Source organism: Pseudoxanthomonas spadix BD-a59 (genome assembly GCF_000233915.3).
Lineage (GTDB): Bacteria > Pseudomonadota > Gammaproteobacteria > Xanthomonadales > Xanthomonadaceae > Pseudoxanthomonas_A > Pseudoxanthomonas_A spadix.
Window position 1 is genome coordinate 446,962 of sequence record NC_016147.2, and the last position, 18,265, is coordinate 465,226.

Below are 18,265 nucleotides of genomic sequence, written 5' to 3' on the forward strand. Positions count from 1 at the left end.
TCTCTCCTGATGGTGTGGTGCCTTCGGGCACGGATGATAGCAACGCGGTTGCCGTACACATGGACTGTCGCGCACCCAAGACGCGCGTTCAGGCGTGCAGTGGCAGCCGGGCGATGAGGCAGGTGCCGGTGGCGGCAGCGGTTTCCTGCAGGGTACCGCCCAGCGCGGTGGCGCGCTCGCGCATGGCCAGGCGGCCGAAGCCGGGCGCCGCGTCGATGTCGTGGCCGCGACCATCGTCGTCAATCTGCAGCTGCAGCAGGCTGGCTTCCACGGACAGGTGCAGGCGCACGTGCGTGGCCTGGCCGTGGCGCAAGGCGTTGCTGATTGCTTCCTGGGCGATGCGGTAGGCGGCCAGTTCCACCTCGGCTGCTGCCCGCGGTACCGGGGTCGCCAGAGTGAGTTGCAGCCGGGCCGGCCCGCGCCGGCTCAGATCCTCGCACAGCGCCTGCAGCGCGGCGACCAGGCCGAAGCTGTCCAGCTGCGGCGGATGCAGCCCGCGGGCCAGCCGGCGAATGCGTTCCAGCGCGTCCTGCGCCAGGGCCAGCACATCGCAGGCCAGGTCCTGCTGGGCCGGGTCCTGCAGGGTCTGCGCCAGCGCGCTGGCGCTCAGGCGCAGCGCGGTCAGCAGCTGGCCGAGCTCGTCATGCAGGTCACGGGCGATACGGGCGCGTTCGGCTTCCTGCACGGCCAGCCGTTGGCGGGTGGGCAGCGCAGGGGGCGATGGGGTCGGATGGCCGGAGGCGCTCATCCGCGAAGACTACCCGAGCCGGCCGCCGGGCAACTGGCGGGCCTGCTGGTAGTTGGCCAGCCACTGGTCGAATTCCGGCGCCGGCAGCGCGGGCGAATACAGGTAGCCCTGCACCTCGTTGCAGCCCAGCGCACGCAGGAACTCGGCCTGCACGGTCGACTCGACGCCTTCGGCGGTGACCTGCAGGTCGAAGTTGCGCGCGATCAGCAGGATCGAGCGCACGATCGCTGCATCGCCGCGGTCCTGCATCACATCGCGCACGAAGCCGCGGTCGATCTTGACCCGGTCCACGGCCAGGTGATGCAGCATCGACAGCGACGCGTAGCCGGTGCCGAAATCATCGTAGGCCACGCGCACGCCGCGACGACGCAGGGCCTGCAGGGTGGCGCCGGCGCTGCCGTCGTTGCGCAGGGCGATGGTTTCGGTCAGTTCCAGCTCCAGCCGGGCCGGGGCCAGGCCGCTGTTGGCCAGGGCGGTGTCGACCTCGTGCAGGAAGTCCTCGTGGTCGAACTGGGCCGGAAACAGGTTGACGCTCACCGCCAGCGGCCGGCCATCGACCAGTGGCCAGGTGGTGGCGTCCCTGCAGGCCTGTTCCAGGATCCACCAGCCCACCGTGGTGGCGATGCCGCTGATGGCCAGCGCATCCAGGAACGCGGCCGGCATCAGCAGGCCACGCTCGGGATGGCGCCAGCGCAGCAGCGCCTCGGCACCGGCTACGCGACCGGACTTGAGTTCGATCTGCGGCTGGTAGTGCAGCTCGAACTCGCCGTCGCGTTCGGCCCGGCGCAGTTCCAGGTCCAGCCTGCGCCGGTCGATGGCCTCGGTGCGCATGCCCGGTTCGAACCGGCGCAGCGAACGGCCGCGGCTGCGCTTGGCGTGATGCATGGCCAGCTGCGCGCGGGTGACCAGTTCCAGCGCATCGGGAACCTCGGGCGAGACATCGACCGCGGGTACTTCGTCGGCGCCGGGGCTGTCGCTGCTGTCCGCTGTCTCGTCATGGTCCAGCGCCATGCCGATGCACGCATCCAGGTGCACCCGGTGCAGATCGACCTCGCATGGCTGGGCCAGGTCCAGCAGCAGTGCATTGAGCATCGCCTCGATGGTCTTCTGGCGCGCGCTGGGAAAGGCCATGGCGAACTCGTCGCCCTCCAGGCGGGCGAGGAAGACGTCATCGGGCAGACGCGCCATCAGCCGCGCGGCCACCACCTGCAGCACCGTGTCGGCGGTGCCGTGGCCCAGGGTCACGATGATCGAGCGGAAGTTGTCCAGGCCCAGCAAGGCCACCGTGGTGGGTTCGCTGGACATGCGCCGCGCGTCCAGGGCCGTCAGCAGCGCGTTGCGGTTGGGCAGGCCGGTGACCGGGTCTTCCTCGGCACGCGAAGGTTCGCGCGACGCGCCGTCCAGCAGCGCGTCCAGGTAGTTCGCCAGCGGGTCTTGGTTGGGCGGGTTGCTCATGCGGCCTGGCTCTGCGGCGAGGTCGCCGGCGGCTGCACCAGCAGCCAGGCCAGTGCCTGCCGGTAGGCTTCGGCACCGGCGCCGGTCAGCGGTGCGTTGGCGGCGATGGCCCGGGCGTCGCGCAGGCGCGCATCCATCGGCACCGCATCGGGCCATACCCGTCCGGCGTACAGGCCGTGCAGCAGCTCCAGGCTCTGCTGGCCCAGGGCGGTGCGCCGGTCGAACAGCGTGGGCAGCACGAAGCGCGCCAATGGACGGCGGCGCGAGGTTTCCACCATCTCGGCGGTGTGCAGCATGTCGGCCAGGCCGTGCAGGGCCAGCGGGTCGGTCTGGGTCGGCACCACCAGGCGGTCGGCCGCGGCCAGCGCGTTGACCATCAGCAGGCTCAGGGTGGGTGGGCAGTCCAGCAGCGCGTAGTCATACAGGTGGGTGACGTTGGCCAGTGCGCGCTGCAGGGCCATGCCCAGGCCAGGCTGGGTCGCGCTGCGGCGTTCCAGCGTGGCCAGTCCCGGTTGGGCGGCCAGCAGGCGCAGGCCATCGATGGGCGTGGTCCGGGCCAGGGCGTCCAGCGACGGTGCGTCGGCCGAGAACAGTTCGTGTGTGCCGAGGGGCACCGGATGGCGCGGCACGTTGAAGGCGCGCGTCATCGAGGCATGTGGGTCCAGGTCGACCAGCAGGACCTGCCGGGCGGATTCGGCCAGCCCGCGTGCCAGGCACAGCGTACTGGTGGTCTTGCCCACCCCGCCCTTCTGATTGGCGATTGCCCAGATCTGCATGTCAGTTGCCCCCTGTGGCAGGTGCATGCGTGCCCGCGCCGATCATCGCAGGTGCGGCAGTGGCCGGCGCAGGGTCGGCGGCACCGGCCGCGGTCGACGCGGCCGGTGCAGGTGCCTGAGCGATCACCGGCAGGGGCTTGATGATGCCGTCCGGTCCCTGTGGCGCGCCTTGCGGGGTGGCCAGGATCACCAGCATCACCCGGCGGTTGGCATTGCGTCCGGCCGCGGTGGCGTTGTCGGCGATCGGCTGGTGTTCGCCGTAGCCGACCACGGCCAGGCGCGAAGCGGGCACGCCCTGGTCGGCGAGCACGTGGACCACGCTGGCCGCGCGCGCGGCCGACAGTTCCCAGTTGGAAGGGTATTGCACGGTGGCGATGGGCTGGTTGTCGGTGTAGCCCTCCACGCGCACCGCGTTGGGCACCTTGCGCAGGACCTCGGCCAGCTGGCGCACGATGTTGGTGGCCGCCGGGTTGGCCCTGGCCACGCCGCTGGCGAACAGGATGTCGCTCTGGATTTCCACTTCCAGGTAGTTGGCGCCGCGGCGCACGGTGACCAGTTTCTTCTGCACCAGGTCAGAGAGCACGGCCTGCAGGTCTTCGCCCAGCGCGATCAGCTGGCCTTCGGAGGTGTCCTTGCCGCCGCCCGGACCGTCGATGTCGGTGGGCAGCCGGCCGGCGGTGCTCTTGCCGTAGCGCGGCATGTCCAGTGCCTGGCGGGCCCTGGACTGCATCAGCTCGCTGGCCGGGGCCGGCCCGATGCGTGCGGCGGCGGTGGCCAGCGAGGGCCGATCGAAGGAGGACCCCAGCAGCTGGTGCTTGCCCAGCTGCAGCGGCGAGACCGAACGCGGCGGCCCGCCGAACTCGGCGTTGAGCGCATCGGACACCGCGCGGAACTTGCCTTCATTGACCGAGGAAATGGCGTACATCACCACGAACAGCGCCAGCAGCAGCGTTACCAGATCGCCATAGGGGATGGCCCAGGCTTCGTGGTTGGCGTGTTCTTCGTGCTGGTGCTTGCGCGCCATGATCGCCTCAGGTCCCTTGAACGGTTCAGTGCTGCACGTAGACGGACAGGCGCGACTCGATGTTGCGCGGGTTCTCGCCCTGGGCAATGGCGATCAGGCCTTCCAGGATCATCTCGCGCGATTCGTTCTGCTCGGCGATCAGCGCCTTGAGCTTGCTGGCCATCGGCAGGAACAGCAGGTTGGCCAGGCCAATGCCGTAAATGGTGGCGGTGAACGCGCCGGCGATGCCGTGGCCCAACTTGGACGGGTCGGCCAGGTTCTTCATCACCGCGATCAGGCCCAGTACCGCGCCGATGATGCCCAGGGTCGGCGCATAGATGCCCATGCCCTCGAACACCTTGGCCGCGGCGGTGTCGCGGGTCTGCTGGTGGTGCATGTCGGTTTCCAGGACGTTGCGGATCGCGTCCGGCTCGATCCCGTCGACCACCATCTGCAGGCCCTTCTTGATGAATTGGTCGTCCTGGTCCTTGACCTGCGCTTCCAACCCCAAAAGGCCCTGCTTGCGTGCGGTGTTGGACCACTCGACGATCTTGGCCAGCACGCCGGCGCGGTCCTGGGACGGGGGCATGAACACCCACCGGGCGATCTTCCAGGCCAGCATGAAGGTGCTCATGTGGGTCTGGAGCATGATCGCGGCGAAGGTGCCGACCACGACGATGACGAACGCGGCCGGCGACCACAGGGCTTCGATCCCCGCGCCCTTGAGCACGCTGCCCAGCAGCAGCGCGCACAGGGCGAGGATTCCACCGATGAGGCTGAGCTTGTCCATGGTGTCTTTGACGGCCGCAGGCCGCGATCCTGAAGAGGAAATTTTCGGCCGAGGTGGTGGGCAGGGTCGAGGACGCCTGGGGCAGGTGACGCTCGCTCGATGGGCCGGGCACATCGAGAACGCTGCCTTGCCCCTGCCTTTCGCGCCTCAGCGCGAAGGGGAGGGTCTGGGAGGGGTGCTTTTGCTTTCGGCGCGCAGCACATGCAAGAGCGAGCAGATCAACAGCAACCCCTCCCCATCCCTCCCCTGCTTCGCAAGGGAGCGGGCCAAGCGGCTCGCTCGGTGGGCCGGGCAAATCAAGAACGCTGCCTTGCCCCTGCCTTTCGCGCGTCAGCGCGAAGGGGAGGGTCGGGGGAGGGGTGCCTTTGCTTTCGGCGCGCAGCACATGCAAGAGCGAGCAGATCAACAGCAACCCCTCCCCATCCCTCCCCTGCTTCGCAAGGGAGGGGGCCAAGCGGCTCGCTCGGTGGGCCGGGCACATCGAGAACGCTGCCTTGCCCCCTGCCTTTCGCGCGTCAGCGCGAAGGGGAGGGTTGGGGAGGGGTGCTTTTGCTTTCGGGGCGGAGCAGATGCAAGAGCGAGCAGATCAACAGCAGCCCCTCCCCATCCCTCCCCTGCTTCGCAAGGGAGGGGGCCAAGCGGCTCGCTCGGTGGACCGGCACATCGAGAACGCTGCCTTGCCCCCTGCCTTTCGTGCGTCAGCGCGAAGGGGAGGGTCGGGGGAGGGGTGCTTTTGCTTTCGGCGCGCAGCACATGCAGGAGCGAGCAGATCAACAGCAACCCCTCCCCATCCCTCCCCTGCTTCGCAAGGGAGGGGGCCGAGCGCAGCGCGATTGAGGATGGCGTGCGCTGCCGCGTGTCCGTCAGCCCCCATCCCTCCCCTGCTTCGCAAGGGAGGGGGCCAAGCGCAGCGCGATCGAGGATGGCCTGCGCTGCCGCGTGTCCGTCAGTCTTCCGGGTCCTGCGGCTCGCGCTTCCAGTCGGCCAGGCGGGCGCGCAGGCGGACCATGGCCTGGCCATGGATCTGGCAGGCCCGCGATTCGCTGACCGCCAGCACCGCGCCGATCTCGCGCAGGTTCAGTTCCTGCTCGTAATAGAGCGAGAGCACCAGGCCTTCGCGCTCGGGCAGGCTGGCGATGGCCTCGGCCAGGGCGCCGCGGAATGCTTGGTCCTCGAACGCGCGTGCCGGGGTGGCGTGGTCGGCGGTGGCCAGTTGCGGTTCGCCGTCGTGCTCGTCCATGTGCGCGTCCAGGCTGGAGAGCTGGCCGCGGGCAGCGTCCTCGACCAGCTGGTGATATTCCTCCAGTGGGATCTCCATCGCCGCGGCCACCTGGGCCGGGCTTGCGGCGCGGCCGGTGGACTGCTCGATCCGGCGCACCGCGGCGATCATCTGCCGGTAGTTGCGATGAACCGAACGCGGGGTCCAGTCGCCGCGGCGCATCTGGTCGATCATCGCCCCGCGGATGCGGATGGACGCGTAGGTCTCGAAGGTCGCGCCCTGGTCGGCCTGGTAGTTGCGGGCCGCCTCGATCAGGCCGAGCATGCCGGCCTGGATCAGGTCGTCGATCTCCACGCTGGCCGGCAGCCGCGCGGCCAGGTGGTGGGCGATGCGGCGGACCAGCTCGCCGTGCCTTTCGACGATGTCGCTGGCCGAGCCGTTCTGGTGGGCGCGATAGCTTCTGGCGGCAAGGGCGTTCATGGCGTGCGGCTCCCCGGGGCGGCGGGCTGGCCGACCAGGCGTTCAAGGAAGAATTCCACGTGCCCACGCGGGCCGGTGGGCTGCTGCCACTGGCGGGCACGCCGGGCCACCTCACGGTAGGCGGCGGCCGAGGGCGCCGAGGGGAAGGCGTCCACGACCGCTTCCTGGCGCTGCACCGCGCGGCGCAGCCACTCGTCGCGCGGGATCGCGCCCAGATAGTTGAGGGTGATGTCCAGGAAGCGCGAGACCACCCGTTCGAGCTTGGCGAACAGGGCCGGGCCCTCGGCGGCGTCTGCCACCTGGCTGGCCAGCACGTGCACGCGCTGCACGCCGCGGTCGCGCCCGAGCACCTTGATCAGCGCGTAGGCGTCGGTCATCGAGGCTGGCTCGTCGCAGACCACCACCACCACATCGTGCGCGGCCTGGCAGAAGGTCAGCACCCCATCGGCGATGCCGGCGGCGTTGTCGATCACCATCACCTCCAGCGGCAGGTCCAGCTCGGAGAAGGCATGGACCAGGCCCACGTGTTCCTGCGCCGAAAGCTGGGCCATGTGCTGCTTGCCCGATGCGGCCGGCACCACCAGCAGGCCGTTGGGGCCTTCCAGCAGGGTGTCGGCCAGCGTGCACTTGCCGGCGAACACATCGGACAGGGTGAAGCGCGGGGACAGGCCCAGCATCACATCGGCATTGGCCAGGCCCAAGTCGGTATCCAGCAACAGGGTGCGCTGGCCGGCATTGACCATGGCCGCGGCCAGGTTGATCGAGGTGGTGGTCTTGCCCACCCCGCCCTTGCCGCTGGCCACGGCGATCACCCGCGGCATGCGCAGGGCGCTGGCATCAGGCAACTGCATGGCGGGCCTCGATGCCGTGAGTGGCGACCTCGCTGCTGCGGCGCGCGCTTTCCATCGCCTGGGCGATGCGCTCGGCATCGCCGGCCTCGATGTCGGTGTCGATGCGCTGGCCGTGAGTGGTGTAGGCGATCGGCATGCCGGCACGGGTGCTGACCGACAGCGCACTGCCCAGGTAGCCGGTTTCGTCCAGCTTGGTCAGGACCAGGCCTTCGGGTGCGGCCGGCCGGTAGCGGCGGATCACCTCGCCCAGGTCCTGCGGGTGGCCATTGGCCGGCAGCACCAGCAGGCTGCGGACCTTGCGCGTGGCGCGCAGCCACAGGATCTGGTTGAACAGGGCGCGGTCGGTCGGCGCGTAGCCGGTGGTATCGACCAGCACCAGCGGGTAGTCGGCCAGCTGCTCCAGCGCCAGCTGCAGGCCGCCGATCCCGCGCGCCTCGCATACGGTGATGCCCAGCTTGCGGCCATGGGCCTGCAGTTGTTCGTGTGCGCCGGGACGCTCGCAGTCGGTGGTGACCAGGGCCACGTCGCGGGCGCGGTGGCGGGCGGCGAAGCGCGCGGCCAGCTTGGCCGCGGTGGTGGTCTTGCCGGCGCCGGTCGGGCCGACCAGGGCGATCACCCCGCCTTCGTCGATCGATTCGGAAGCGGCGATGGACAGGCTGCGGGCCAGCTCGGCTATCAGCGCGGCATTGATCTGCGACACCGGCAGCGCCGGGTCGATGCGCAGGGCCACGGCTTGGGCCAGCGACTGCTCGCAGCCGTGGCCGATCAGCGCATCGAAGGCCGCCGCCCGCGCCGGCGACCCGCGCAGGCGCTCCAGCGAGAGCTGCTCGATCTGCGTTTCCATCAGCGCGCGCATGCGGGCCATCTCCTCGCGCATGGCGGCAATCGCCGGGTCGACCTCGGCGGTGGGTACCAGCGACAGCGCTGGACGATCGGCCTCGACTGGCGCTGCGGCCGGCGTGAGCGCAGCCGGCGCGGCGGCTTCGACCTCCGCGCCGACCGTGACCTGGGCCAGCGGCGCGGCGAGCTGGGCCTGGTCGGTGCCGGTCATGTCCTGGGTGACGCGCGCCTGGGCTTGGCTGGCTGCCAGGCGCGCACGCAGGCTGGCGGCGAAGTCGGGGACCGGCGTTTGCGCCACCTCGGCCTGGGCGGCATGCAGCTGCGCCGGTGCGGCGGTGCGGGTCGGCGCGGCCGGAGCCGGAGCTGGAGCCTGTTCGGCCAGGGTCTGTTCGCCATGCTGGCCGCGCAGGCGGGCACGGGCGCGGGCCAGCAGCGACTCCGGGGCGGCGGTTTCGGCGCGGGGGCTGGTCAGAGCCGCGGCGAACGCGGCGGCCGGGTCGGCCTGGCCGCCGGCCGCGGCGGGTGTTGCGGGCGGTGCGGGCGGCGCCGGGATGCCGGCGGCTGCCGAGATTCCGGCGTGGCCCTGGGCCAGGGCCGACAGTGCGGCCGGGCTGGAGTCGGTCGGGTCGGCACCGGCGGCGCGCATGGCCCGGGCCAGAGCGGCCTGGTCGTAGCCGGTGGCCGAGACCACTTCGATGCCACCGGCCACCGGCTGGCTGGACAGGATCACCGCATCGGGGCCCTGCGCATCACGGATCATCCGCAGGGCGGTGCGCATGTCGCTGGCAACGAAACGCTTGATGTTCATTTTCAGTGGACCTCCTGCGCTGCCGGCCACCCGGCATCACGCTGTCCAGGGCCATGCAGGACCCGTGCCGCGATCGCCGGGCGCAGGCAGCGACGGTGTGTCGGCGCGGAAGCCCCGGCATGGCCGATCGCCGGCGTGCCCATGGCCCCGGCAGCGCCTGGCGCGGACCCGGGACCACCGAGGCGGGGTCGACGCAGGAATCCGCGCGAACCCACCTTCCGGCTCAGCCCACCGCCCCCACCAGCCGCAGGCGCTTGTCCTCGGGCACTTCCGAATAGGCCAGCACCGACAGCGCCGGCACGCTGTGGCGGACCAGGCGGGCGATGGAGGCGCGCACCCCGCCGGGGACCAGCAGCACGGCCGGTTCGCCCTTGCTTTCCTGCTGGGTCACGCACTGGCTCAGGTTCTGGTGGATGCGTTCGGCCAGGCCCGGCTCCAGCGCGGCGCCGGCGCCGTTGACCGAATCCTGCAGCACCCGTTCCAGCTGCGGGGCCAGGGTGTAGACCGGCAACTCTTCGGCCATGCCGTTGATCTCCTGGACGATGAAGCGGCCCAACGCCACGCGCACCGCGGCGGTGAGCTGGGCCGGGTCCTGGGTATGCGGGGCGTGCTCGAGCAGGGTCTCCACGATCTGACGGATCTGGCGCAGCGGGACCCTGTCGGCCAGCAGCGACTGCAGCACCTTGGCCACCACCGACAGCGGCAGCAGCTTGGGCGTGAGGTCCTCGACCAGCTTGGCGTTGCCGCCGCGGCCCAGGGTGGCCAGCAGCTGCTGTACTTCTTCCAGGCCCAGCAGTTCGGCGGCGCGCTCGCGGATCAGGTGCGACAGATGGGTGGCGACCACCGTGGCCGCATCGACCACGGTGTAGCCCAGCGATTCGGCATGCGCGCGCTGGCTGGGCAGGATCCAGGTCGAATCCAGGCCGAAGGCCGGGTCCTTGCCGGGGATGCCGTCCAGCGCCCCGAACACCCGGCCCGGGTCCAGGGCCAGTTCGCGATCCGGGTGGATCTCGCCACCGGCCAGCGGCACCCCGTGGACCAGCACCCGGTACTGGCCCGGAGCCAGCTCCAGGTTGTCGCGCACGTGCACGGCCGGGATCAGGAAGCCCAGGTCCTGGGTCAGCTTGCGGCGCACGCCCTTGAGCCGCGCCAGCAGCTCGCCGCCCTGTTGCTTGTCCACCAGCGCGATCAGCTTGTAGCCCACTTCCAGGGCCAGCGGCTCGACCGGGCGGATCTCGTCCCAGCTCAGCTCGGCATTGGGCGCGGCGGCGGCGCCGGCACTGGCCGCCGCGGCGGCTTCGGCCTGGGGCGCGGCCAGGGTGCGCTGGTGCAGCCTGAAGGCGGCAAAGCCCAGGATGCCGGCCAGCAGCAGGAACGGGATGTTGGGCATGCCCGGGATGATCCCGATCAGGCCCAGCAGCAGCGCGGCCACGGTCAGCGCGCGCTGGTGGCCGAACACCTGCCTGGACACCGTGGCGCCCATGTCCTGCTCGCCGGTGGAGCGGGTCACCAGCATCGCCACCGCAGTGGCGATCAGCAGCGCCGGCAGCTGCGCGACCAGGCCGTCGCCGATGGCCAGCAGGGTGTAGGTCCTGAACGCATCGCCGAAGCCCATGTCGTGCTGGAGCACGCCGATCAGCAGGCCACCGATGATGTTGATCGCCAGGATCAGCATGCCGGCGATGGCATCGCCGCGGACGAACTTGGAGGCACCATCCATCGAGCCGTAGAAGTCGGCTTCCTCGCGCACTTCCTGGCGGCGGGCCTTGGCTTCCTCGCGGGTCAGCAGGCCGGCGTTGAGGTCGGCATCGATCGCCATCTGCTTGCCGGGCAGGGCGTCCAGGATGAAGCGCGCCGAGACCTCGGAGATGCGCCCGGCGCCCTTGGTGACCACCACGAAGTTGACGATGGTCAGGATCGCGAAGACCACGATGCCCACGGCAAAGCTGCCGCCGATCACGAACTGGCCGAAGGACTCGATCACATGACCGGCCGCGCCCGGACCCTTGTGGCCGTGCAGCAGGACCACCCGGGTGGAGGCCACGTTCAGCGCCAGCCGCAGCAGGGTGACCATCAGCAGGACGCTGGGGAAGATCGAGAACTCCAGCGGCCGCTTCACGTACACCACCGCCAGCATCACCACCAGCGACAGGGCGATGTTGATGGTGAACAGCCCGTCCAGGACGATCGGCGCCAGCGGCACGATCACCATGGCCAGCATCGCCACCACCACCAGCGGGGCGGCCGCACCGCTCCGGATCGCGCCGATCACGCCGTTGACGGAGATCCGTCCGGGTTGCGCGCTCACGGCGAGGACTCCCCGGCGCCGTGCGGATCGAAGTCGACCGCGCCCTCGGGTCCGGCATCGACCGGCGCCAGCGAGGGCATCGGCCCGCGACCAGGGGCCCAGGCGCGCAGCTGGTAAACGTAGGAGAGGACTTGTGCGACGGCTGCGTAGAGCTTCACCGGGATTTCCTGATCGAGCTGGGCCTGCCTGTACAAGGACCGTGCCAGCGGCGGGGCCTCGACCACCGCGATGCGGTGCTGCCCGGCCAGCTCGCGGATTGCCATGGCCATCTCGTCCACGCCCTTGGCCACCACCACCGGTGCGCGCATGCCGCCGTCGGCCTTGTACTTGAGGGCCACCGCGTAGTGGGTGGGGTTGACCAGGATCACATCGGCGGTCGGCACCGCCTCCATCATCCGGCGCCGCGACATCTGCATGGCCACCTGGCGCACCCGGGCCTTCATCTCCGGATTGCCCTCGGCCTCCTTGTGCTCGTCGCGGATCTCCTGCTTGGTCATCTTCAGCCTGGCCCGGTACTGGAAGTGCTGCCACGGCACGTCGATCAGGGCCAGCGCGCCCAGCGCGCCGACCATGGCCAGCAACGTGGTCATGGCCATCTGCACCCCGCCGGCCACCGACTGCTCCAGCGAGGCCTGCGGCATGCCCAGCAAGGCCTTGAACGCGCGGTACACCATCCAGCCGCCGATCCCGCCGATCAAGGCCACCCGCAGCAGCGAGCGCAGCACCTCGGCCAGGCTTTCCCTGCCCCACATCCGGGCCAGGCCGGACATCGGGTTCAGGCGCGAGAAATCCGGCTGCAGCGACTGCCCGGCAAAGCGCAGGCTGCCCATGATGGCCGGGGAAATCGCACAGGCGATCAGCGCAGCGAAGAGCATCGGCAGCATCGGCGCCACCAGCGATCCCAGCAGGCCCGCGGCGTGCGGCAGCAGCAGGTCGGGCGCGTCGAGCAGGGCGCGGTCGTAGTGCAGCGCGGCCCGCATCCAGTCGCGACTGGCCGCGCCGATGTGGCCGGCGCTGGCCTTCAGTGCCAGCACCGCGCAGCCCAGCACGGCCACGTTGGCCAGTTCGCGCGAGCGCGGGACGTTGCCTTTCTCCCGGGCCTGGCGCAGGCGTTTTTCGGTCGGGGCCTCGGTGCGGTCTTCCTGGTCCTGGCTGCTCATCGTGCGGTCCTGTCAGGCGGCCGTGTTCAGCCAGTGACCGCGCGCGCGGCGGCAAAGGCCTGGTCGAACAGCCCCTGCACCGGGGCCTGCAGCTGGCGTGCCAGCAGCATCAGCAGGACCAGGCCGACCAGCAGCGAGACCGGCAGGCCGATCTGCATGGGATTGAGTTGCTGGGCCGCGCGGGCAAGGACGCCGAACGCAATGTTCACCGCCAGCAGCGCCATGATCACCGGCAGCGCCAGCAGCACCCCGGCGCGCAGGCAGGCGCCGAAGAATTCCGGCACCGCCGACAGCACCGCCTGGCGATCGGGCAGGGCTGCGCCGATGGGCAGGTTGACGTAGCTGTCGGCCAGCAGGCTGATCAGCGCCAGGTGCCCGTCCAGGGTGAAGAACAGCAGCGAGAACACCAGAAAGAACCACTGCGCCAGCACCGGCGAGGACGCCCCGCTCAGCGGATCGGCCATGGTCGCAAACGACAGGCCCATGCCCTGGGACACCAGTTCGCCGGCCAGCTGCCCAGCCTCGAACGCCAGCCGCAGCATCAGGCCGATGGCGATGCCGACGGTGAACTCGCGCAGCACGCCCAGCACCGTGGCCGCATCGATCGCCATCGGCGGGGCCGGCGGCAATACCGTGGAAAGTGTGGCCGACAGGGCCAACACCAGGATCAGGCGCACCCGCGCCGGCAGGGTCCGGCCGCCGATCACCGGCAGCACCTGCACCGCCGCACCGATCCGCAGCGCATGCCACAGCACCGTGGCCAGCAGGCCGAACAGGTCCACGCCGGTGGACGTGGTCAGGGTCACGGTGTCCATGGCGCGCGGTGCCTGCCGCTTAGCCAATCAGCTGCGGGATGCGGTGGAACAGATCGACGGTGAAGCTGGTCAACCGGCCGAGCAGGAAGTTGCCGGCCACCGCCAGGGTCGCCACCAGGGTCAGCGCCTTGACCACGAAGGCGATGGTCGGCTCGTTGATCTGGGTGGCGGCCTGGGCGATCCCCACCACCACCCCGATCACCAGCACCGCCAGCAGCGGCGGCGCGCCCAGGACCAGGGCGGTCTCCAGCCCGCGGGAAATTTCGGTCATGGCGGTTTCGGGGGTCATGGCGTGCTGCGCGATGTTGAGAGGACGCGCCGGAAGCCCGGCGCCTGCGCAGGGCAGTTGCAAGGCGCGTGCCGGGGTTGGTGGGTGCGGCCCCCGGGGTGGTCGCTGCCTTTCGCGGCAGAAGCGACCCCTCCCCAGCCCTCCCCTGCGCTGCGCGCAAGGGAGGGGGCAGAGCGCACGGCAACAGCGACGCCGGCAGGCTTTTCGCGCCCCTCGTCTGCGCTGCCGGAGGGCCGGGCCAATCCAGTCCGCTGACGACCAGGGCTTTTGGCCCCCTCCCTTGCGCGCAGCGCAGGGGAGGGTTGGGGAGGGGTTGCTTTGGGCTTCCAGCAGCCCCGCCAGCCTTGCTACGCTGGGTTGTCTTTCCAGACCCAGGACCCAGGCATGGATGCCTTGCGTCACCGCGCACGCACGCTGCGCAACGCCCCCACCGACGCCGAGCACCGGCTCTGGCAGCGCCTGCGCGGCCGGCAGCTGGCGGGCGTGAAGTTCCGCCGGCAGATGCCGATCGCAGGCTTCATCGCCGATTTCGCCGCGCCGGCGGCCCGATTGATCGTGGAACTGGACGGCGGGCAGCACGGCGCTCGGGCCCAGGCCGATGCGCGCCGGACCGCCGCCCTGAACGCGGCCGGCTACCGCGTCGTGCGCTACTGGAACCACCAGGTGCTTCAGCAGACCGATGCGGTGCTGGAGGACCTGTTGCGGCGGCTGGCGCTGCCGGACTGAGGCGCAAAGCGGAGGCGGAAGCAAAAGCAAAAGCGACCCCTCCCCAGCCCTCCCCTGCGCGCTGCGCGCGCAAGGGAGGGGGCGAAAAGCGGGTCAGCCTGGTTGTCGCCGTGTGCTCTGGCCCCCTCCCTTGCGCGCAGCGCAGGGGAGGGCTGGGGAGGGGTCGCTCCTGCCCTTGGCGTCAGAACGGATTGAAGCTTGAGGCCAGCGAGCCGACCACCAGGACCCAGCCGTCGACCAGCACGAACAGCAGGATCTTGAACGGCGCCGAGATCAGCATCGGCGAGAGCATCATCATGCCCATCGACATCAGCACGCTGGCCACCACCAGGTCGATGATCACGAACGGAATGTAGATCAGGAACGCGATCTCGAAGGCGGTCTTCAGCTCGCTGGTCAGGAACGAGGCGGCCAGCACGCCGAACGGCACGTCCTGCGCATTGGCATAGGGCCCGGTGTGGGACAGGCCGGCAAAGGTCATCAGGTCGTTCTGCCGGACCTGGGCCAGCATGAAGCCGCGGAACGGGTCGATCGCCGCGCTCCATGCGGTCTTGAAGTCCATGGTCTTGTCCAGGTACGGCGCGATGCCGTGGGCCCAGGACGCATCGAACACCGGCGTCATCACCATGAAGGTCAAAAACAGCGCCAGCGCCAGCAGCACCTGGTTGGACGGCGTCTGGCCGGTGCCCAATGCCTGGCGCAGCAGGCCCAGCACGATGATGATCCGGGTGAAGGCAGTCATCCCCAGCAGCGCCGCCGGCAACAGCGTGATGGAGGTCATCAGCAGCAGCACCTGCAGCGGCATGCTGACCTTCTCGCCGCCGACCTGGCCGACGTTCAACTGCGGCAGCTGCTGGCCGGCCAGGTCGGGCACGCTGGGCAGGCTGTTCTGCGCCGGCGTGGCGGCCGGGGCCTGGGCCTGGGCCTGCGGCGCGGCTGGTGCGGCGGCCTGCTGGGCCAACGCGCTGCCGGCCAGCGGCAAGGCCATGCCCAGCAACAGGACCACCAGCAGGCGGATCAGGCGGGCACGTGACCGGACACGCGGGCGGCTCACGGCTTTCTGCCCAAGCGTTGCGCCAGCACCTGGGCGAAGGCGGGTGGCGCCTTGGCCGGGGTGACGGGCAGCGGTGTGTCGAGCTGGTGCAGGACCCGGGTGCCGCCGGCGCCGGTGCCCAGCACCAGCTGGGTGTCACCGACGGCCACCACCACCACCCGTTCGCGCGGGCTCAGGGACAGCGATCCGATCACCTTCAACGCCGGATTGCTGGCGCCGCCGATCCCCGGCATGCGCTTGGCCAGCCATCCCAATACCAGGATCAGGCCGACCACCAGGACCAGGGCGAGCACGGCGCCACCGATGCTGCCGGCGCCGCCGGGCGAAGCCGCAGGCGCACCGATCGGCGTGCCCAAGTGGCTGGCGGTGGCGGTACTGGCCGGGTGACCGGGCACGGTGAACTGCCTTTCGACCTGCGCCGGTGCGCTGGCTGGGGTCCCGGCGGCGGGCGCGGCGTCGCTGCCAGTGGCCCGAGCCTGTGTCGGCGCGTTGCCGGCGGGCGTGTTCGCGGCCGGCGTGGCTTCGCGCTGGGCCGGTATCTGGCTGGCTTGATCCGGTGCAGCGGTGTTGCCGGCATCGGTGGAGGCGATGGCCATCGCCGGGACCGCGACCAACGGCGATGCGGCGCCGGGCACCGGGTGGGCCGGCGCCGGTGCGGGCGCCGCAGGATTCACTTGAGCCTCTTGATGCGCTCGGCCGGGCTGACCACGTCGGTCAGGCGCACGCCGAAACGCTCGTTGACCACCACCACTTCGCCTTGGGCGATCAGGGTGCCGTTGACGAACACGTCCAGCGGTTCGCCGGCGGCCCGTTCCAGCTCCACCACCGAACCGGCGCTGAGCTGCAGCAGGTCGCGGATCGGGATGCGGGTGCGGCCCACTTCCAGCGACAGCTGCACCGGCACATCCAGGATGACGTCCAGGTTCAGGTCGCCGGCCACCGGCGCGCCGGGCTCGGCGGTCAGCGGATCGAAGGCAGCGGGGGCGGCGTTCTCGGTGCTCATGAGGCGACAGGCTCTTGGGAATCATTGGAGGAGGGCACGTGCGGGAACTGCACCTGGGTGACCTTGAAGGCGTTGAAGCCGTTGTGGGTGCCGAACTCGCCGGCGGACATCGGCGTGCGTTCGACTTCCAGATGCACGGGGCGTGCCAGCTCGATCGGGATGATGTCGCCGACCTTCAGGCGCGACAGCTCGCGCAGGCTGATCTGACGATGGGCGATGGACAGGCTCACTTCCAGGCTGGCCTGTTCGATGGCCGTGCGCATCGCACGGGCCCAGGTGGTGTCCGGTTCGGCGTGCGGGCGGCGGGGGGCTTCCAGGTCCTCGCGCAGCGGTTCAAGCATCCTGTAGGGAATGGCGATGGCGAAATCGCCGCCGCCGGTTTCCAGCGCCACCGAGAACCGGCTGACCACCATGTGGTCGCGGCCGTCCATCAGCTCGCCGATCGGGGTGTAGGGATCGGGCGGCAGCGCCTGGAAATGCACTGCCAGCAGCGGTGTCCAGGCCTCGGCCAGGTCGGTGAAGGTCTGCTTGAGCATCAGCTGGATCACCCGCTGCTCGGACGGGGTGAACGCGCGGTTTTCAAGGCGCGCCGGCATCCGCCCGGTGCCGCCGAAGAAGTTCTCCACCACGGTGAACACCAGCCGCGGCTCGTACACCACCAGGGCGGTGCCCTTGAGCGGGGCCATGTGCACGCGGGTGACGCTGGCCGGCACCGGCAGCGCGTTGGCGTATTCGTCGAAGCGCAGCACATCGGTGCCGCGGTAGGTCAGCTCCGGCGCACGCCGCAGCAGGTTGAACAGGCCAGTCTTGAAGTTGCGCACGAAGCGCTCGTTGACCGTGTCCAGTCCGGGCAGGCGGCTGCGCACGACACGGCCGGCGTTGTTGAAGTCGTAGCTGCGCACTTCGCCCGGCGCGGCGGCCGGACCCATGCCCACCGCGCCACTGTCCACGCCGTGGAGCAGGGCGTCGATTTCCTCCTGGGACAGCAGCTCCTCGCTCATCACTGCACGACCAGGCTGGTGAAGATCACCGCTTCGGGCTTGTTGGCGCCACCTTCGGCGGCCAGCACCTTCTTGACCTCCTCCAGCGCCGCAGCCTGCAGGCGCTCCTTGCCGCTGCGCTGGGCCAGCTGCACCGAGGTCTGCTGGCCGAACAGCAGCAGCAGCCGGTTGCGGATGGCCGGGGCCTGGGCCTCGATGGCCTTGAGCGTGTCCGGATCGCGGGTCATGAGCTGCACGTCGCACTGCAGGTAGCGGTTGGCGTCGGTATCGGCCAGGTTGACCACGAAGGCCGGTTCCAGCGCGTAGTAGGTGGCCGCGGCCCTGGCGGGCGCAGCGCGGGGCCCAGCTTCGGCGGTCGCGGCATGCTTGGCGCCGCGCTGCTGCAGGAACCAGCCACCGGCCATGCCGCCGCCCAGCAGCACCACCGCGCCGATGATCAGCGGCAGCTTGCTCTTCTTCTTCGGCGCATCGGCCGCTGCGGGTTTGGTCGCCACGGGAACAACTCCGGTATTGATGGAAAAGGACTCCTCCGATGCCACTGCAAGCCGCGTGCCGCAGCCGCGGGGTTGCTGGCGGGTGGCGCGACGAAGCGCCGACGGTGGCGGCGGCGGGATTCCGTCGGCGGCCGGGCAGCAGGCGGCGATCAGGCGATCAGCGCAGCCGACTGGGGGCTTGCGGTGCCGATGTCGTACGGACCTCGCCTCGCCGGGCCGACCGGAAGCGCAGGTCGCGCGCGGGTTTCAGGCCCGGTCCGCGAGCTTGACGCCCGCCGCACCGGACCGAACAATCCCCGTGCCGGCCTGCTCCGTGCGCAGGGCCGGGAAAAAAAGCCGCCGCTGGGGGCAACCCCTTCATCGAACAGAGAAGGTAAAGATGACCGAGGCATGCACAGGCCCGCGCGCCCATGTCGCCACCACACCGCGCGCGTGCGCCACGCTG

The 18,265-nt window shown here is 70.5% G+C and carries 18 protein-coding genes; 1 reads left to right on the forward strand and 17 read right to left on the reverse strand.

Annotation, left to right across the window (positions count from 1 at the left end; all coding sequences use genetic code 11):
• Positions 1 to 88: 88 nt before the first annotated feature.
• From DSC_RS01970 to DSC_RS02025, 12 genes are all read right to left on the reverse strand, one after another.
• Positions 89 to 748, reverse strand: a complete 660-nt coding sequence (locus tag DSC_RS01970; protein ID WP_014159438.1) for a sensor histidine kinase — start codon at positions 746 to 748, stop codon at positions 89 to 91.
• A gap of 9 nt (positions 749 to 757) precedes the next feature.
• Positions 758 to 2,203 carry a putative bifunctional diguanylate cyclase/phosphodiesterase gene (locus DSC_RS01975; protein WP_014159439.1) on the reverse strand — a complete coding sequence of 482 codons (1,446 nt, stop codon included), beginning with the start codon at positions 2,201 to 2,203 and terminating at the stop codon, positions 758 to 760.
• Positions 2,200 to 2,979 carry a ParA family protein gene (locus DSC_RS01980; RefSeq protein WP_014159440.1) on the reverse strand — a complete coding sequence of 260 codons (780 nt, stop codon included), beginning with the start codon at positions 2,977 to 2,979 and terminating at the stop codon, positions 2,200 to 2,202. Before DSC_RS01980 ends, DSC_RS01975 begins: the two co-directional genes overlap by 4 nt.
• A gap of 1 nt (position 2,980) precedes the next feature.
• Positions 2,981 to 4,003 carry a flagellar motor protein MotD gene (motD, locus tag DSC_RS01985; protein WP_014159441.1) on the reverse strand — a complete coding sequence of 341 codons (1,023 nt, stop codon included), beginning with the start codon at positions 4,001 to 4,003 and terminating at the stop codon, positions 2,981 to 2,983.
• A 25-nt stretch (positions 4,004 to 4,028) separates the two neighbouring features.
• Positions 4,029 to 4,772 (reverse strand): flagellar motor protein, encoded by a 744-nt coding sequence (locus tag DSC_RS01990; RefSeq protein ID WP_014159442.1) that lies wholly within the window; start codon positions 4,770 to 4,772, stop codon positions 4,029 to 4,031.
• A 946-nt stretch (positions 4,773 to 5,718) separates the two neighbouring features.
• On the reverse strand, positions 5,719 to 6,471 hold the full coding sequence (locus tag DSC_RS01995; protein ID WP_014159443.1) for an RNA polymerase sigma factor FliA: 753 nt from the start codon (positions 6,469 to 6,471) through the stop codon (positions 5,719 to 5,721).
• Positions 6,468 to 7,322, reverse strand: a complete 855-nt coding sequence (locus DSC_RS02000) for a MinD/ParA family protein (protein WP_014159444.1) — start codon at positions 7,320 to 7,322, stop codon at positions 6,468 to 6,470. The genes DSC_RS01995 and DSC_RS02000 overlap by 4 nt, the downstream gene beginning before the upstream one ends.
• Positions 7,309 to 8,970, reverse strand: coding sequence for a flagellar biosynthesis GTPase FlhF (gene flhF / locus DSC_RS02005; protein WP_014159445.1), 1,662 nt, complete (start codon positions 8,968 to 8,970; stop codon positions 7,309 to 7,311). The genes DSC_RS02000 and flhF overlap by 14 nt, the downstream gene beginning before the upstream one ends.
• A gap of 223 nt (positions 8,971 to 9,193) precedes the next feature.
• The gene (flhA, locus tag DSC_RS02010) at positions 9,194 to 11,278 is read right to left on the reverse strand and encodes a flagellar biosynthesis protein FlhA (RefSeq protein ID WP_014159446.1); all 2,085 of its coding nucleotides are present in this window, start codon (positions 11,276 to 11,278) and stop codon (positions 9,194 to 9,196) included.
• Positions 11,275 to 12,438 carry a flagellar biosynthesis protein FlhB gene (gene flhB / locus DSC_RS02015; RefSeq protein ID WP_014159447.1) on the reverse strand — a complete coding sequence of 388 codons (1,164 nt, stop codon included), beginning with the start codon at positions 12,436 to 12,438 and terminating at the stop codon, positions 11,275 to 11,277. The genes flhA and flhB overlap by 4 nt, the downstream gene beginning before the upstream one ends.
• A 26-nt stretch (positions 12,439 to 12,464) precedes the next feature.
• A complete protein-coding gene (gene fliR, locus DSC_RS02020; RefSeq protein ID WP_014159448.1) occupies positions 12,465 to 13,253 on the reverse strand; it encodes a flagellar biosynthetic protein FliR in 789 nt (262 codons plus the stop codon).
• Between the two features lie 19 nt (positions 13,254 to 13,272).
• Positions 13,273 to 13,542, reverse strand: coding sequence for a flagellar biosynthetic protein FliQ (locus DSC_RS02025; protein WP_014159449.1), 270 nt, complete (start codon positions 13,540 to 13,542; stop codon positions 13,273 to 13,275).
• A 384-nt stretch (positions 13,543 to 13,926) separates the two neighbouring features.
• Here DSC_RS02025 and DSC_RS02030 point away from each other — a divergent pair, with 384 nt between their 5' ends.
• Positions 13,927 to 14,268, forward strand: coding sequence for an endonuclease domain-containing protein (locus DSC_RS02030; RefSeq protein ID WP_014159450.1), 342 nt, complete (start codon positions 13,927 to 13,929; stop codon positions 14,266 to 14,268).
• 181 nt (positions 14,269 to 14,449) lie between these two features.
• On the opposite strand, the gene fliP is transcribed toward DSC_RS02030, so the two are convergent.
• From fliP to DSC_RS02055, 5 genes are all read right to left on the reverse strand, one after another.
• Positions 14,450 to 15,256, reverse strand: coding sequence for a flagellar type III secretion system pore protein FliP (fliP, locus tag DSC_RS02035; RefSeq protein WP_083833588.1), 807 nt, complete (start codon positions 15,254 to 15,256; stop codon positions 14,450 to 14,452).
• A gap of 62 nt (positions 15,257 to 15,318) precedes the next feature.
• The gene (gene fliO, locus DSC_RS17475) at positions 15,319 to 15,996 is read right to left on the reverse strand and encodes a flagellar biosynthetic protein FliO (RefSeq protein ID WP_014159452.1); all 678 of its coding nucleotides are present in this window, start codon (positions 15,994 to 15,996) and stop codon (positions 15,319 to 15,321) included.
• Positions 15,993 to 16,325: a flagellar motor switch protein FliN gene (fliN, locus tag DSC_RS02045; RefSeq protein ID WP_014159453.1), complete on the reverse strand. Its 333-nt coding sequence runs from the start codon at positions 16,323 to 16,325 to the stop codon at positions 15,993 to 15,995. Before fliN ends, fliO begins: the two co-directional genes overlap by 4 nt.
• A complete protein-coding gene (fliM, locus tag DSC_RS02050; RefSeq protein ID WP_014159454.1) occupies positions 16,322 to 17,326 on the reverse strand; it encodes a flagellar motor switch protein FliM in 1,005 nt (334 codons plus the stop codon). The genes fliN and fliM overlap by 4 nt, the downstream gene beginning before the upstream one ends.
• Positions 17,326 to 17,820 carry a flagellar basal body-associated FliL family protein gene (locus tag DSC_RS02055; RefSeq protein WP_014159455.1) on the reverse strand — a complete coding sequence of 165 codons (495 nt, stop codon included), beginning with the start codon at positions 17,818 to 17,820 and terminating at the stop codon, positions 17,326 to 17,328. The genes fliM and DSC_RS02055 overlap by 1 nt, the downstream gene beginning before the upstream one ends.
• Positions 17,821 to 18,265 lie beyond the last annotated feature (445 nt).

Coding starts and splice junctions, on each gene's coding strand:
- flhB (WP_014159447.1), bottom strand. CDS start 12,438: ATGAGCAGCCAGGACCAGGAAGACCGCACCGAGGCCCCGACCGAAAAA.
- DSC_RS01980 (WP_014159440.1), bottom strand. CDS start 2,979: ATGCAGATCTGGGCAATCGCCAATCAGAAGGGCGGGGTGGGCAAGACC.
- flhF (WP_014159445.1), bottom strand. CDS start 8,970: ATGAACATCAAGCGTTTCGTTGCCAGCGACATGCGCACCGCCCTGCGG.
- DSC_RS01990 (WP_014159442.1), bottom strand. CDS start 4,772: ATGGACAAGCTCAGCCTCATCGGTGGAATCCTCGCCCTGTGCGCGCTG.
- DSC_RS02025 (WP_014159449.1), bottom strand. CDS start 13,542: ATGACCCCCGAAACCGCCATGACCGAAATTTCCCGCGGGCTGGAGACC.
- motD (WP_014159441.1), bottom strand. CDS start 4,003: ATGGCGCGCAAGCACCAGCACGAAGAACACGCCAACCACGAAGCCTGG.
- DSC_RS02000 (WP_014159444.1), bottom strand. CDS start 7,322: ATGCAGTTGCCTGATGCCAGCGCCCTGCGCATGCCGCGGGTGATCGCC.
- fliP (WP_083833588.1), bottom strand. CDS start 15,256: ATGGCCTTGCCGCTGGCCGGCAGCGCGTTGGCCCAGCAGGCCGCCGCA.
- DSC_RS01970 (WP_014159438.1), bottom strand. CDS start 748: ATGAGCGCCTCCGGCCATCCGACCCCATCGCCCCCTGCGCTGCCCACC.
- DSC_RS01995 (WP_014159443.1), bottom strand. CDS start 6,471: ATGAACGCCCTTGCCGCCAGAAGCTATCGCGCCCACCAGAACGGCTCG.
- fliM (WP_014159454.1), bottom strand. CDS start 17,326: ATGAGCGAGGAGCTGCTGTCCCAGGAGGAAATCGACGCCCTGCTCCAC.
- DSC_RS02030 (WP_014159450.1), top strand. CDS start 13,927: ATGGATGCCTTGCGTCACCGCGCACGCACGCTGCGCAACGCCCCCACC.
- DSC_RS01975 (WP_014159439.1), bottom strand. CDS start 2,203: ATGAGCAACCCGCCCAACCAAGACCCGCTGGCGAACTACCTGGACGCG.
- fliR (WP_014159448.1), bottom strand. CDS start 13,253: ATGGACACCGTGACCCTGACCACGTCCACCGGCGTGGACCTGTTCGGC.
- fliN (WP_014159453.1), bottom strand. CDS start 16,325: ATGAGCACCGAGAACGCCGCCCCCGCTGCCTTCGATCCGCTGACCGCC.